The 16,957-nt window shown below is 49.6% G+C and carries 8 protein-coding genes; all 8 read left to right on the top strand.

Annotation, left to right across the window (positions count from 1 at the left end):
* The first annotated feature begins 237 nt into the window (after positions 1–237).
* The 8 genes from NQ510_RS01450 (at position 238) to NQ510_RS01415 (ending at position 16,954) form a co-directional block, all read left to right on the top strand.
* A complete protein-coding gene (locus tag NQ510_RS01450; RefSeq protein ID WP_005829693.1) occupies positions 238–2,079 on the top strand; it encodes a carboxypeptidase-like regulatory domain-containing protein in 1,842 nt (613 codons plus the stop codon).
* 102 nt (positions 2,080–2,181) lie between these two features.
* Positions 2,182–3,639, top strand: coding sequence for a glycoside hydrolase family 76 protein (locus tag NQ510_RS01445; RefSeq protein ID WP_005829695.1), 1,458 nt, complete (start codon positions 2,182–2,184; stop codon positions 3,637–3,639).
* Between the two features lie 18 nt (positions 3,640–3,657).
* Complete coding sequence (locus NQ510_RS01440) at positions 3,658–6,828, top strand: SusC/RagA family TonB-linked outer membrane protein (RefSeq protein WP_005829697.1); 3,171 nt, start codon at positions 3,658–3,660, stop codon at positions 6,826–6,828.
* 34 nt (positions 6,829–6,862) lie between these two features.
* Positions 6,863–8,929, top strand: coding sequence for a RagB/SusD family nutrient uptake outer membrane protein (locus tag NQ510_RS01435; protein ID WP_005829699.1), 2,067 nt, complete (start codon positions 6,863–6,865; stop codon positions 8,927–8,929).
* Between the two features lie 28 nt (positions 8,930–8,957).
* The gene (locus NQ510_RS01430) at positions 8,958–9,773 is read left to right on the top strand and encodes a DUF3823 domain-containing protein (protein WP_005829701.1); all 816 of its coding nucleotides are present in this window, start codon (positions 8,958–8,960) and stop codon (positions 9,771–9,773) included.
* A gap of 121 nt (positions 9,774–9,894) precedes the next feature.
* Complete coding sequence (locus NQ510_RS01425; RefSeq protein WP_005829703.1) at positions 9,895–12,075, top strand: hypothetical protein; 2,181 nt, start codon at positions 9,895–9,897, stop codon at positions 12,073–12,075.
* 59 nt (positions 12,076–12,134) lie between these two features.
* Positions 12,135–14,630 (top strand): glutaminase domain-containing protein, encoded by a 2,496-nt coding sequence (locus tag NQ510_RS01420; protein ID WP_005829705.1) that lies wholly within the window; start codon positions 12,135–12,137, stop codon positions 14,628–14,630.
* Between the two features lie 17 nt (positions 14,631–14,647).
* The gene (locus tag NQ510_RS01415; protein WP_034525873.1) at positions 14,648–16,954 is read left to right on the top strand and encodes a GH92 family glycosyl hydrolase; all 2,307 of its coding nucleotides are present in this window, start codon (positions 14,648–14,650) and stop codon (positions 16,952–16,954) included.
* Positions 16,955–16,957 lie beyond the last annotated feature (3 nt).

The following is a 16,957-nucleotide window of genomic DNA, read 5'->3' as shown; positions in this document are numbered from 1 at the left end:
TGATTCACGTTTCCCCTTTCGATACTTGAAGAGTCAAGTGCAGTCTGTCCTTTCTTTTATGGGTTAAAATAGCTCGGATTAATGTTTTTTTTGTCCCATTATACGCAAATTAACCCTAAAATTAACCCATGCAAAATCAAATTTGTGGTCGAGGGGGCGGTTTACAATGCCCTGAGGCTGATGTGGGCGATTGGCATCGGCTCCTTTGTTATATTAACTTCTAATAATAATTAAACTATGAAACAGGCAAAAAAGCTAAAAGTCTTCGGACTGATGACCATGCTTATAAGTATGGTGTTCATGGTAAGCTCCTGCTCGGATGATGACACGGGCGGAGGGGCTTTATCTTATGGAAAAGTGACGGGTGTCGTCACAGACGATTTATCTTCTCCCCTTGAAGGGGTAACGGTCTTGGTCGATGGTTCCGGTATAACGGCTACACCGGACGGTCCTCAAGCCACGACAAATTCACAGGGTGTATATACACTCGAAAACATTTCAATAGGTACACATATAATTACATTTACGAAAGCCGATTACCAGACGGTAAGCGTTACCGTTGTGGCAGGAAAATTCAACGAAGAACAAGTAGCCGAAGTCAGCCCTAAGATGGAGTATGCAGCTGCAAAAATCAAAGGAAAAGTGACCGATGCAGGAAAGGGAAGTGCTCCGTTGGAAGGGGTGACAGTCAGCATCAGCTCTACACAGACTACCACCACCGGAAGCGACGGTACGTTTGAAATTGGCAATTTGCCGCTGGCGGACTATACCGTTACATTTACGAAAGATGGTTATGCTTCTATCGTGAAGAAAGTGGTTATGGCCGACTTTGTGGATGGCATTGCTACTACAGACGTGCGTATGGGGGGAACGGAAATCCTGCGCGGACTGACCATCGACGACTTGAAAGCTGCCGAAAAATGGTATTATAACGAATACCGCGGTGGACGAAACGCCGAAAGCTATCCCCATTGGGACTGGGCTTGCAATTACATGTGTACGATGGATTTCCGTGGCGACTGGGAAGAGCAGAACGAAGGTACCACTCTCCGCATTCGCAACAGTGAAGACGACCGCAAGAACCCCGCCGACTTGGAGATGTTCGATTCCTTTGTATTCGGAAGCAAGCTGATTACAGAAGACAACTACATGATGACCCTCCAGATTCGTACGCACAGTGCCGACGAAGCTGCTCCGGCATACTATGGCGTGCAGGTGGTAGACCTGACTGCTGCCGATCCGAAGGCTGAGATGGTGGGCGACGTCAGAACCTATGCCTCGGAAAATTACACTTCTGTTCCGGTAGACTTGAGCAAATACATCGGTAAGGAAGTAATCATTGCCATCGGTACATTCCGCGCCCAGACAGGCGACTACTGGAAGCAATTGGTGTTGCGTCGCATCGCTTTTGCCAAGGAAGTTGTTGAAGGATGGGGATGGTTGCCGGGAACAGCAGTCGAAGAACTGGACGGCTGGAAGATGACTCAGGAAATGGTACGTTCTACCATGCCGCAAGTGAAGTCGCAGTTCACGGGTATGAGCCCCATCGGAGGAAGCCGCGATAACTATGTGGACGCTTATCGTGCATGGCGCGAGGTAGACCACGTTTGTGCCGAGTGGTCGTATATGCCGCTCAGCAAAGACCCTGAGGTATTCCCTTCCGAAGGTTATCTGATAAAGACACGTGGTGGAAACAATGTGAGCACAACCGTGCCCGAATCCTATTTCTATGCCAAGTTCTCCATTGCATCCGGACGCAACAAGATGACATTGAAGACCCGCAATTTCAGCGGAACGAATGCCACCTTCTTCAAGGTGACAGCCATCCGCATGGATGGAACTCTCATGCACTTGGCACCTGCCTCCAATACGGCCCAGTTTGCCGAGGCTGCCGCCGACGGTTGCTGGAAGTTTATCCATGAGGCAGGAGGAAAGGGAGATCCGGAAGGATATGCCGATTTTGTTTACGATTTGTCTCAGTTCAACGGAGAAGACGTGATGTTGACTATCGGTATCTTCAAAGGAGAAGAGAACGGCGACGAGAACAAGCTGGTGCTGCGTAGCATAACAATGGAATGACAAACTACTGATTTTAATTATTCTTGAAGCTTTCCCCTTACTTCTTTCTGCATCTTATGGAAGAAGGAGGAGGGGGAAGGCTGAAGAAACTAATAGTATGATATGAACAGAATGAAAAATTTATTTACTTTACTGACTTTGCTTTTATGGACGTTAGTGGCTTGCAGCAACGACTCTGCTGCTGATGAAAAGCCGGGCAGCGGGGGGACGGATATTCCTGCGGGTAATCTGCCGATGCAGAACGTGGCGCGTGCCATAGAGCTGATTGACAATGCCGTGGAGTGCTATTTCACGGGTACGGGCATGGCTATGTCACGTTATTACAATCCTTATACAGGCAATCGTTCCAGCGAGTTGGGCAGTGTGTGGATGTACACCAGTTCCATTGAGGCTGTAAACGCTGCGATGAAAGCCATGAAGACCGGGCAGGCAAAGGGTGAAACGGCTCTTTATGATTCTCACTTTAACCGTTACAAGGAACTCTTGACCCAACTTTATGATAATTTGGAGTATTATGCAGGTACTTTTACGCTGACCTCTTATACGCAGACCAAGCAGTGGACGGTATACGGCGTAAACCGTGGAAACGACAAAGGAGCTGCCCAGGTAGAAGGCATCCTCAATGTTTACGATGACCAGATGTGGCTGGTACGTGAATTATTGGAATCCTATCATATCACTGGTGAGCAACGTTATCTGGAAAAGGCGGAATACCTGATGGAATACGTGCTCGACGGTTGGGATTGCACTCTTGATGAACAAGGCAATCCGTTGGGAGGCATCACATGGGGCCCCGGGTATCTCACCAAGCACTCTTGTAGCAACGGTCCCATTGTCAGCCCGTTGGTGTGGCTTCATGAAATTTACAAAGGCAAGTCAGACGAAGTGACCTACGGTTATGTGGCTGCCGATAACAGCCGCAAGCTGCGCACGGAGAAAAAGTCCGACTATTATCTGGGTTTTGCCAAAGCCGTTTATGATTGGCAAAAGAAGTATTTGCTGAGACCCGATGGAGTGTACGACGACATGATGGGCGGTTATGATTCGCCGGACATAAAATATGTCACCATTGATGGCGAACGCTATCGGACGGGTTCCAAATTGCGCGATCGCGTAGGTCCGGCCATCACTTACAACAGCGGTACGATGCTTTCCGGTGCTGCCGACCTTCTCAGAGCTACGGGCGATGCTGCCTATCGGACGGACTTGGCTGAATTGACTGATAATAGCTTTGCTTACTTTGCCAAACCTGATGCCACAAAACCAGGTTGCTATACATTTGACATCAGTGGATTCTGCAATTGGTTCAACGGTGTGCTGATGCGCGGATATGTGGATGCTTATTCAGCCCACACTGTTGCTGCAAGCTGTATCGAGGCTTTCCAGAACAATCTGGATTATGCCTACGAAAATTATCAATACAAGCATATGCTTCCCACTAACCTGCTGGTGGGCTGGAATAAAGCCGAAAGGACCAAGAACAATGTGGAAGGCATGTTCACTTTTGCTTTTGCAGCCGAGTATGCAGTGTTGGCGAATTATGAATGGAGCAAAAAATAATTTTAAAAATAATGGACTATGAAGAATTTTAGCAAGATGCGACAAGGATTATCCTGCATGGTTATGGCGTTACTTCTGATGCTGATTCCGGCAGATATTTTCGCACAAAACTCTATTTCCGTTTCGGGAATAGTTATGGACGATACCAACGAGCCGGTCATTGGCGCTGCCGTCATGGTGAAAGGTACTACCACCGGTGTCATTACCGACATTGACGGACGCTACACCATCAGTGCTCCCGCGAACGGTATCCTCAGCTTCTCTTATGTGGGATTGAAAGACAAGGAAGAGAAAGTGAACGGACGTACCACTATCAATATCATCATGGAAACCGATTCCAAGATGATAGACGAAGTGGTGGTGATAGGTTACGGAACACAGCGTCGCGGATCGGTGACGGGTGCCGTTTCTGCCGTAAAAGGTCAGGATATGATAAAGACCAAGAACGAAAATCCGCAGAACATGCTGACGGGACGTATTCCCGGTTTGCGTGTATGGCAGAAGAGCTCTGAACCCGGAACTTTCAACAACAGTTTCGATGTTCGCGGTATGGGTGCTCCATTGATTATCATCGATGGAATTCCCCGGAGCACGGAAGAATTCCAGCGTTTGAATGCAATGGATATTGATGACATTTCTGTGTTGAAAGATGCTTCAGCCGCTATTTATGGTGTACGTGCCGCCAACGGTGTAGTGCTGGTGACTACTAAAAAAGGAGGAGCAGGAAAAACGGAATTCTCTTACAACGGTTCCTACACTTTCCAACAGCCTTCACGTATGCCTGAACTGTGTGATCCTTATGAATCTATGACACTGTTCAACGAAATGTCGATGAATAACATCAACGGCGGTTCATGGGTTTTCAGCGAAGAGAGTTTCGAAGCATTCCGCAACGGCACGCGCCGTACAACGGATTGGAACGACCTGATTATCTCTAACGTGGCTCCGCAAACGCAACACGACATCAGTATTTCCGGTGGTACCGAGAAGACGAAGTTCTACATCAGCATGGGCTACTTCTATCAGGAAGGTATCTTCCGCTCAGGAGACTTGAACTACAACAAGTTCAACCTGCGCTCTAACATTTCGACTGAAATTGCTAAAGGTATAAAGTTCGAACTCGGCGTGAGCGGTATCTCCGACGAACGCAACACGCCTTACACCAGCTCACAAGACATCATCCGTAACTACTGGCGTCAAGGTGTTCTCTATCCGGCATACGCCGATCCCGAGGGAACAATGCTGAACTACAACGGTTTGGATATGGAACAGAACACTGTGGCCATGATGACGGCCGACATTTCCGGTTACAAGAAGTACAAACAGAAATATTTCCAGTCCTCGGCTACTCTGACGGCAGACTTCGGCGAATACACTCCGGTATTGAAGGGGTTGACTGCCAAAGCCATGTTCAGTTACGACTACCGTGCCGACAACAACGAGGCTTTCCGTAAAGAGTACTACCAGTATGCTTATGACGAACAGACCGGTACCTACAAGCAGAAAGTCTATAACGAAAGTTCGCCCAGCAACATGCGCCGCGAGTTTTATGACAAGTCGCAGATGTTGGGACAATTCACAGTGAACTACGACCGCACCTTTAACGATGTTCACCACGTGGGTGGTGTTATTGGTTGGGAGGTGCAGAAACGCAACGGCGACAACTTCTACGCTGTCCGCGACCTAGCATTCTCCATGCCTTACCTGCTGGCAGGTGTGACCGAAGGCCAGATTGGTGCCATGCAGACCGGTAATAACGACCTTTATGAACAGGCCAACGAAGCCTTGATAGGCCGTATCAATTACTCGTTTGCCGACCGCTACCTGCTGGAAGCACAGTTCCGTTACGACGGTTCCAGCAAGTTTGCCAAGGGACACCAATGGGGCTTCTTCCCCTCCGTATCGGCTGGATGGAGAATCTCCGAAGAACCTTTCTTCAAGAGTATCGATGTTCTGAAGTTTGTCAATCAGTTGAAGTTGCGTGCCAGCTACGGTGTACTTGGTGATGACGGCGACCTGAATTATGACTGGGCTATGGGGTACACCTATCCTTCGACTAGCGGCAACATGGCCAACGGCGACTACAACGGTTATTCGCCGGGCTACATTTTCGGCGGCAAGTTTATCAGTGCAGCCAGTCCTATGGCATTGCCTAACGAGAACATCACTTGGTTCAAATCGAAGACATTCGACATCGGTTTCGACTTTGAAGGATGGGACGGTCTGCTGGGTGTTTCGTTCGACTACTTCAACCGTTTGCGTACCGGCCGTTTCGCTCGCCGTACCGGTGCCCTGCCTACCGTGGTAGGTGCCACTGCTCCGCGTGAAAACCTGGACAGCGACCGCCAATTCGGTATGGAATTGGAGCTGACCCACCGTAATAAGATTGGTGAAGTAGGCTATAACCTGAAGGGTATTGCTACCGTTACCCGTCAGAAATACCTGACTGCTTCGGAAAAAGGACCTTGGGCCAACTCGTATGATCGCTGGCGCAACGACAACCTGACGAACCGTTATCAAGGGGTACAGTTTGGTTATACTTCCGCCGGTCGTTACACCAGTTGGAACGATATTTGGAATTACTACGGCTTCAAGGAACGCGACGTCCTGCCGGGTGATTATAAGTATGAAGACTGGAATGGTGACGGCGAGATTAACGGTCAGGACGAACATCCGTTTGCCTTTGACCAGACTCCGTGGTTGCAATTCAGCTTGAATGCCGGCCTGCAATGGAAGAACTTCGACTTCAATATGCTGTTGCAAGGTTCTGCACTGGGTTCTATGGAATACAAAGAGCCTCTGCACGAAATTTGGGGTAAGAATGGCGGTGGTGCATTGACACAGTTCCTCGACCGCTGGCATCCTGTAGACCCGAAAGCCGATCCCTATGATCCTTCTACAGTCTGGACTTCCGGTCACTATGCTTACACAGGCCGTTGGGCAAAAAATAATTCTGCTTTCAACCGCGTAAGCACTGCTTACCTCCGTCTGAAGAGCATCGAGTTGGGCTATACCTTCCCAAAACTGAAGCAGATTCCCAATGCCAGCCTGCGTGTTTATGCCAATGCTTACAACCTGTTGACTTTCACTGGCGTGAAGTTCGTTGACCCTGAGCATCCCGATGACGATCTGGGCCGTATGTATCCGTTGAACAAGACCTATACACTGGGAGTTTCCCTCTCTTTCTAAGTAATCAATGATATAAACCTAAAAAATAGTAAATATGAAACATAAACTGATATCCGCGATGTTGTGCATGACTCTCGCCACTTCATGTGTCGATATGGATATTGCTCCCAAAAATATCGTGACTTCCGAGTCGTTGCTTTCCAACGAATCGGGTATGGACATCTACATGGCGCGTCTATATAGCAATATGCCGTGGGAAGATTTCAAATATCTGTCTCAATGGGGTTTGAATTTTAACGGATGGCTGAATGCTATCGGTATCGATGGTACCGGCGAAGCAATGAACCGCGATGGTATTTGCCGTGCGTTTACCGGTGAAGACAATGCTTACTGGGGTAAAGCTTTTGAATTGTTGCGCGATGCCAACTACCTGATTGAGAACCTGCCGAAATACCAAGGCTCTTACGCCGAGATTACCTACAATCACTATTTGGGTGAAGCTTATTACGTGCGTGCCACGGTCTTCTACGCCATGGCCCGTCGTTTCGGTGGTATCCCTTTGGTAACAAAGGTCATCCAGTATCCCGGAGACGGCAACTTGGAAGTGCCCCGTGCCAGTGAGGAAGAAACTTGGAATCAGGTTTTGGCTGACTATGACAAGGCCATCGAACTGATGATGCCCGGCAGTCCCAAGAGCGGCTATAGCAACAAGTACGTGGCTCTGGCTTTCAAGTCGGAAGCGATGCTCTATGCAGGTAGTGTAGCTAAATACAATGAAACGGTAACCGGCCGTCTGACCGGCTTGGGTGCCAAAACGGGCGTACGTGTGATTGGATTCGATGAAAGCCGTTGGCAAGAGGCATCCAAGAAGTACTTCACCGAAGCCTACAAAGCTGCTTCAGAGGTGATTAAAAGCGGTGTATATTCACTTTACAAGAAGAAATGGGCTGCTAACGATCCGGAAGCGCAATATCAGAATATGGTAGATATGTTCTCCGATCTCAGTAATAATCCTGAGAACATCTATGTGAAGGAGTACGCTTATCCCACGAGCACTCACGCTTACGATTCTTACAATCTGCCGCTTACCTTCAAGGCTCCGTTGAATTGTGGCGTTTGCCCGACAGCCGACTTTGTAGAGCTGTTCGACGGTTTCGACCGTTATCCTGATGGTACCCTGAAGGTGACGACGGGCAATTCTTCTACCGAAGGCAACTACGTTATGTATGATAGTCCGATGGATTACTACAAAAATGCTGAGCCTCGTCTGCGTGCTTATGTCATCTTCCCCGGTGATATGTTCAAAGGCAAGGAGATTGAGATTTATGCCGGTGTTTATACGGGTTCCACGCCTATCAAGCCACTTCTTAGCGACTATTCGTATGGTTCGGCCACTACTAAGTACAACCATCTGAGTGCTTATAAAGAGAAGCCCAAAACGCTTTATCTCAGTCCGAAATCGGAAGACCAGCAGGAAATTGTAACCCTGCCCGACGGCTCTACGATGAAGGCTGCCGGTCAGAACGGTCCTTTCTATGAAGATGGTGGAAGTGCCATGACCGGTCTGTTGGCACGTAAATGGTTGAATCCTGACCCTGCATTTGTTCCCCGGGAAGGTAACAGTGCACAACCTTTCATCTTGATGCGTTATGCCGAGGTGTTGCTGAATGCGGCCGAGGCTGCTGTGGAACTTTCACTGGCTGGTGTATCTTCGCCGGACGACACGGATATGCTAAGTGTTGCAACGAAAGCTATCAACGACATCCGCGAACGTGCTGGTGCCCGGTTACTGACTTCCTCACTGGCTGGTACAATCGACAGCCGCGACATCGTCCGCAAGGAACGCCGCAAAGAGTTGGCTTTCGAACATAAGACCAAGTGGGATTTGCGCCGCTGGCGTGTGAACCACTATGAAGGTCGCGACGGATTCTGGGGTGAGCAACGTGACAAGGACCGTTTCAGCAACACGACCCGTTATCGTTTCCGTGGTATCTATCCGTTCTATTCGACGGAGACAGGCAAGTGGTTCTTCGACGTTTGTTTCAACTATACGACTGCCGGTGACAAAGACTTTGGCTACACTCCTTTGGACTATTACTTCTCGATTCCGGGTGGTGAGGTTTCTAAGAGTCCTGTGATTGACCAGCAGCCTAATCGATAAAACTCAATAATTTAAAAACTTAAAACGTATGAAAAAGACAATATTCTATAGCTTATTCAGCGCCCTGTTCATGTTAACCTCGTGTAGTATGTTCGAAATAGACAACTATGAGGAACCTTCCGAGACTATCTGGGGTGAGGTGGTAGATGAAGCGACCGGTAAGCGTGTATTGACCGACCAGGGCAGTGAGGGCATCCGTGTCCGCCTGACCGAATTGAGTTGGGGTGACAATGTGCAACACAACCCGGATTTTTACTGCATGATGGACGGTACATTCCAGAACACGAAAATCTTCAAGGGTGAGTATAATGTCCGTATCGACGGTCCGTTCATTCCGTTAGTACGTGAGAATACAGACGGTACCTTGCTTCACGACGGCTCTGTCAATACTGAAATCAGTGGCACGACGAAAGTGAAGTTCGAGGTGCAGCCCTTCCTGAACGTCGAGTTTGTGGGCAATCCGCAGGTGAGCAACGGTGTCATCAAGGCACAAGTACGCGTAACACGCGGCGTGTCGGATGAGGTCTTCCGTGAGAAAATCCAGCCGATGGGCAATTGGAAGGACGAATACTTGAACGTGACCGACATCCAATTCTTCGTCAGCTACTCAAACACAGTAGGCTACCGGGCACGCGACGAGCGTTGGTCGAGCAGCATCAACTATGAAGGCAAGAGTTTCGAGGGCTTATTGGGGAAGGAAGTTACCATCCAGTCGAACGGTAACGTACCTTCGGGCCGCAAAGTGTTTGTACGCGCTGCCGCACGTATTAACTACGACACACCCGTAGGTAGCGGTACACGCCGTTGGAACTACAGCGAGCCGATGGAAGTGCTTATTCCGTAGCCTGATGACATACAGCCGGGACTGTGCCACTATAGTGGCACGGTCTTGCCTGTATATAGGCAATCTTTTGCCACTATAATGGCAAGAGTAATGATTAATACCATAAAAACGAGAAACCAATATGAAGCAAAAACATTTTTTGATAAGTTTGGCTGTCTTGGCAACAGGCATCTCCGTAAGTGCCCAAACCAAGGATAATGTCAAGACCACTTTTCAAACCTCACGCGAGTGGAAGCCTTCCATCGACAACAGGGCCGATGCGGTGATGGTGTATGGAGTAGGGGGAAATCCCTCGGACAAGTCACGCAAGCTGTCTTTCGAGGACCGGGTAAAGTCCTGGAAAGAGCGTGGATATATCATACACTTTATGACCGGTATTGCCTGGGGTGAATATCAGGACTATTTCACCGGACAATGGGACGGGAAATGGCATTTGGACGAAGGGCAGGTCACGCAGGCCGGAGACACGATATGGCACGGTCACATGGTGCCCTATATCGTACCATCGGAGAATTTTTTAAGTTATCTGAAAGAGAGACATGTGAAGAGAGTAATCGACGCCGGCGTGGATGCCATCTTCATGGAGGAACCGGAATTCTGGGCAAGAGCCGGTTACAGTGAGTCCTTTAAGAAAGAATGGAAAAAATACTATGGCTTCGACTGGAGACCGCAACATGAATCTCCGGAAAACACTTACTTGTCGAGCAAACTCAAGTATTACTTGTACTATCGTGCACTGAATGAAGTCTTCACCTTTGCCAAGGAATATGGTAAAAGCAAAGGGATGGACGTGAAGTGCTACGTTCCCACCCACTCGTTGGTGAACTATTCGCAATGGCAGATTGTCAGTCCGGAAGCAAGTCTTGCTTCACTTCCTTGTGTAGACGGTTACATCGCTCAGGTATGGACCGGAACTTCGCGCGAGCCGAATTTCTTTGACGGTCGCAAACGTGAGCGTGTGTTCGAGACTGCCTATCTGGAGTATGGTTCCATGGAGTCGATGACTGCTCCCACCGGTCGTAAGATGTTCTTTCTGACAGATCCTATTGAAGACTGGCCGCGTGACTGGGCAGACTATAAGAAGAATTATCAGGCCACCTTTACGGCGCAATTGCTCTATCCCAACATAGCCGATTACGAAGTGATGCCTTGGCCGGAACGTATCTACGAAGGGCTATACCGTACAAGTGCCAATAGCGACAAGAAAGAACGCATTCCCCGTTTCTATTCCACACAGATGCAAGTGATGATTAACGCCCTGAACCGTATGCCTCTGACCGATAATAAACTGACCGGAAGCGAAGGATTCAGCGTACTGATGGCAAATTCTTTGATGTTCCAGCGTTTCCCTACGCACAACGGATATGAAGACCCACAACTTGCCAACTTCTACGGTCAGGCGTTGCCTTTGCTCAAACGAGGTGTGCCCGTCAAGACCGTCCACATTGAGAACCTCGGCTATAAAGAAGCGCTGGCTGACACAAAAGTGTTGCTGATGACTTATGCAAACATGAAACCGCTTGAGTCCGAAGCGCACAGCCACATTGCCGATTGGGTGAAGAAGGGCGGAGTGCTGATTTACAGCGGGACGGACAACGACCCTTTTCAGAATGTAAGAGAATGGTGGAATACCAACGGGCATAACTATACTACTCCTTCCGCACATCTTTTTGAGCAGATGGGACTTCCTGCCAGACCGGAACAGGGAGAATACAGTTACGGTAAGGGAACCGTATGTATTGTCCGTACCGACCCTAAAGATTATGTCCTGCATGAAGGCGGTGACAAAGATTTTTTGTATCTTGCGGCCCGAATGTACGAGCAGAATGCGAAAGCGGGGAAGCTGGAGTTCAAAAATAACTTCTATCTGCAAAGGGGAGATTACGACTTGGCTGCTGTGCTTGAAGAAAGCGTGAGCGACGAGCCGTTTACTGTGGAAGGATGTTTGATTGACCTTTTCGACCCCAAATTACCGATCTACACTTCCAAGCGGATAAATCCGGGTGAGCAAGCCTTGTTGCTGAATGTAGAACGTGTAGCCGGTAAGAAGAAGCCGCAGGTTCTGGCTTCAGCAAGTCGCGAAGAACAGGAAGAACGCGGAAAAGGCCGGTACTCCTATGTGGCGAAAAGTCCTGCCGAGACTTCAAACGTATCGCGGGTGCTGCTGCCCCGTTGTCCTAAGAGTGTGACAGTCGACGGCAGAGAAGTATTCGATGCCAAGCGTTGGCATGCAGCAAGCCATACATATTTGATAGAGTTTGAGAATAATCCTGACGGAGTGTCGGTGAAGTTTTGCTGGTAATCTCAGGCCTTTTATTTTTTTAAGTGTAACAACATAAACAATTATTTTATATAAACAATATGAGAAAAAAGCTTTTATACACCTTGTTGGTATCATGCCTTTTTGCGTGCAGTGACAAGGATACGTCTTATGAAGTCGTCAAGAATGACTTGAGAGCTCCAGCCTACCCGCTTGTTACCATCGACCCTTATGCCAGTGCATGGTCCATGAGCGATAACCTTTATGACAGCCCCGTTCGCCATTGGACGGGTAAGGATTTCCCACTGATTGGCGTGGTGAAGGTAGACGGTGTTTCCTACCGTTTTATGGGAACCGAGGAATTGGAGATGAATGCCATCGTGCCCACCTCGCAGCAAGGCGATTGGACGGGCCGGTATACCACGGAGAAGCCTGCGGGCGATTGGACCTCTGCGGGTTACGACGATTCCAAATGGAAGTCAGACCGTGGTGCCTTTGGTACCAAGGAAAATGAGCCTACGGCAAAAACCCAGTGGGGAACCCGTAATATCTGGGTGCGCCGTATGGTAAATATTGACCGTGATTTGACCGGTATACCTGTCTATCTGGAATTCTCCAACGATGACGATGCCGTATTCTACATCAACGGAGTGAAAATACACGGCACAGGAACCACGTGCAACAAGAACAAAGTCGTGAAACTTCCCGATGAGGCTTTGGCGGTTTTGAAGCAGGGCGACAACATCATTGCCGCCGAATGTATCAATCCGGTTGGTAACGGCTTGCTCGACTTCGGCCTGCAGATTCCGAAACATCTGGAAACTGTGTTTGGCAATACAGCCGTGCAGACCTCTGCCGACGTGCAGCCCATGCAGACACACTACGCTTTTACCTGTGGTGGTGTCGACCTGAAAGTCACCTTCACGGCACCTCTCTTTATGGAAGACCTGAAGCTGCTGAGCCGTCCCGTGAATTACCTTACTTATAGTGTTGCTGCCCGTGACGGCAGGGAACACGAAGTGGAGGTGTATTTTGAGGCTTCTCCGCGCTGGGCGCTCGACCAGCCTTACCAGCAATCTGCAAGCAAGGGATATGAAGCTGACGGGCTGCTCTACCTGAAGAGTGGAAGCAAGGAACAGAACATCCTGGCAAAGCAGGGCGATGACCTCCGCATTGACTGGGGATATTTCTACATGGTTGCCGGCAAGGAAAACACTGCATACAGTGTCGGCAACAGTACCGAACTGCGCAAGAACTTCGTGAACGGAACTTTGAACTCAGCTTCGCTCGAGGGAGAGGACAGCAATGGAAACATGGCTTTGGTGCGTAGCCATGGCAAAGTGAAGAATGTTACCGACAAGATAATGCTGGGCTATGACGACATCTATTCCATCCAGTACTTCGGTACAAACCTGCGTCCTTACTGGAACTCAAAAGGCGACCGTACCATCGAGGCTGAAATGCTGGCTGCCTACAATGAGTATGACAAATTGCTGGCACGTTGCTATGCTTTCGATAAGAAGTTGATGGAAGACGCTTCAGCAGCAGGCGGCAAGGAATATGCCGAACTCTGCGCGTTGGCCTACCGTCAGTCCATTGCCGCCCACAAACTGGTGGAAGCCCCCAACGGTGACCTGTTGTGGCTGTCGAAGGAAAACAACAGTAACGGCTGTATCAATACGGTGGACCTGACTTATCCCTCAGCTCCCCTCTATCTGATTTATAATCCGGAACTGGAGAAGGGCATGATGAACGGTATCTTCCATTATAGTGAAAGCGGCAAATGGACCAAGCCCTTCGCCGCCCATGATTTGGGTACCTATCCTCTTGCCAACGGCCAGGTCTACGGAGGCGATATGCCGGTGGAAGAGAGTGGAAACATGCTGATTCTTACAGCTGCCATTGCTGCCGTAGAAGGCAATGCCGACTATGCTGCCAAACATTGGGAAGTGCTCACCACTTGGACAGACTATCTGGTGGAAAAGGGACTTGACCCTGAAAACCAACTCTGTACCGATGACTTCGCCGGACACTTTGCGCATAACACCAATCTTTCCATCAAGGCAATTTTAGGAGTGGCCTCTTATGGCCGGTTGGCTGAAATGCTCGGCAAGAAGGATGTGGCCGAAGCCTATACAACGAAGGCACGCCAGATGGCTACCGAATGGGAGCGCATGGCCAACGACGGCGACCATTATCGCCTGACTTTCGACAAGCCGGGTACATGGAGCCAGAAGTACAACCTGGTTTGGGACAGACTGCTCGGACTGGACATCTTCGACAGCAAAATTGCAGAAATGGAGATACCTTATTATCTGGCCAAGCAGAATATCTATGGTCTGCCCCTCGACAATCGTGAGACTTACACCAAGACCGACTGGATTATGTGGACTGCCACTATGGCTCCCGACCAGGCTACTTTCCGTGAATTCATCGTCCCGGTGCATAAGTTCATGAACGAAACGATAGACCGCGTGCCGATGTCCGACTGGGTGTTTACCGACAAACCCAACTGGCGTGGCTTCAAGGCCCGCTCGGTAATAGGCGGATATTACATGAAGATGCTTGAAGGCAAGTTGATGCAAAATAAACAATGACAAAATTTACCAAACGAATGAAAAGACTCTTTGCATGGGGAACCGCCCTCCTTCTTGTTGGCGGTATGCAGGCGGCCTCGTTGCCGGTTGATGAGCCGATTACACCTGTGGATTACGTCAGCACCTTGGTTGGCACGCAGTCCAAGCATTCCCTTTCTACGGGTAATACTTATCCTGCCGTGGCTATGCCTTGGGGCATGAATTTCTGGACTCCACAGACCGGAACCATGGGTAACGGATGGGCTTACACCTATGATGCCGACAAGATTCGCGGCTTCAAGCAGACGCACCAGCCCAGCCCGTGGATTAACGACTACGGACAGTTTGCCATTATGCCCGTTACCGGAAAGGTGGCTTTCGACCAGGACGAGCGTGCCAGTTGGTTTTCTCACAAAGCCGAGACTGCCACTCCTTATTATTATAAGGTCTATCTTGCCGACCATGATGTGACGGCGGAGTTTGCTCCTACCGAGCGTGCCGCTGCTTTCCGTTTCACTTTCCCTGAAACGGAGGAAGCCTATGTGGTGGTAGATGCCATGGACAACGGCTCTTTTGTGAAAATCATTCCGGCTGAAAAGAAAATCATAGGCTACACTACCAAGAACAGCGGTGGCGTGCCAAGCAATTTCAAGAACTACTTTGTATTGCAGTTCGATAAGCCTTTTACTTATACTGCTGCCGTGAAGGACGGAAAGATTGATTCCCGTACCACCGAGGCAGGTGCCAATCATGCCGGTGGCATCATCGGTTTTCATACCCTCCGTGGCGAGCAGGTGAATGTACGTGTGGCTTCCTCATTCATCAGTCACGAGCAGGCTGAGTTGAACTTGAAGGAACTGGGTGGCCGGACGCTTGAAGAGGTGGCGAAAGCCGGGCGTGACGAATGGAACCGGGTGCTGGGCCGCATTGAAGTGCAGGATACCGACCTCGACCGTCTGCGTACTTTCTACTCTTGTTTCTACCGTTCGGTGCTTTTCCCGCGCAGTTTCTACGAGATAGATGCGCAAGGTCAGGTAATGCACTACAGCCCCTATAATGGTGAGGTGCTACCCGGCTATATGTTTACCGACACCGGTTTCTGGGACACTTTCCGTTGTCTCTTCCCCTTCCTCAACCTGATGTATCCATCCATGAATGCCAAGATGCAGGAAGGATTGGCCAACACTTACAAGGAGAGCGGTTTCCTGCCCGAATGGGCCAGTCCGGGACACCGTGGTTGCATGGTGGGCAACAATTCCGCCTCTGTGGTGGCGGATGCCTGGCTGAAAGGTCTGCGTGGCTACGACATCGAGACATTATGGAAAGCCGTGAAGAGCGGTACGGAGAATGTGCATCCCGAGGTTTCCTCTACCGGACGCCTGGGACATGAGTATTACAACAAGCTGGGTTATGTGCCCTATAATGTGGGTATCAACGAGAATGCAGCCCGTACGCTGGAGTATGCCTATGACGATTGGTGCATCTACCAGTTGGGACTTTCGCTCGGCAAGTCGAAGAAAGAACTGGCTCCTTTCGCCAAACGCGCGCTGAACTACCGGAATCTTTTCGACCCTGCCCACAAGCTGATGCGCGGCAAGAATGAGGACGGTACGTTCCAATCGCCGTTCAATCCCTTGAAGTGGGGTGATGCCTTTACCGAAGGAAACAGCTGGCATTATTCATGGTCGGTTTTCCACGATCCGCAAGGGCTCATTGATTTGATGGGGGGCAAGGATTCCTTCAACCGGATGATGGATTCCGTGTTTGTGCTGCCGCCTGTATTCGACGAAAGCTATTATGGCAGTGTCATCCACGAAATCCGGGAGATGCAGATCATGAACATGGGCAACTACGCTCACGGCAACCAGCCCATACAGCACATGATTTACCTCTATAACTATTCCTCCCAGCCGTGGAAGGCGCAGTACTGGCTGCGTGAGGTCATGGAGCGCATGTACAATGCCAATCCCGACGGCTATTGCGGTGATGAAGACAACGGCCAGACATCTGCCTGGTACGTATTTTCAGCTTTGGGATTCTATCCCGTCTGTCCGGGTACAGACCAGTATGTGCTGGGTGCTCCTCTCTTCCGTTCTGTGCGTCTGCACTTGGAAAATGGCAAGACTGTGACGATTGAAGCTCCTGAGAATAGTCGCGCCAACCGCTACGTGCAGAAACTCACAGTGGACGGCGTTGACTATACACGCAACTATCTGACGCACGGGCAACTGATGAACGGCTCCTCACTGCGTTTCACTATGGACAATGTGCCCAACAAACAGCGTGGGGCAGGAGAGGAGGACGCTCCTTACTCCTTCTCGAAAACGCTTAAAAAGAAGAAGTGATTT

It is taken from the genome of Bacteroides uniformis, from assembly GCF_025147485.1.
Lineage (GTDB): Bacteria > Bacteroidota > Bacteroidia > Bacteroidales > Bacteroidaceae > Bacteroides > Bacteroides uniformis.
This window is presented reverse-complemented; position numbering and strand designations above follow the sequence as displayed.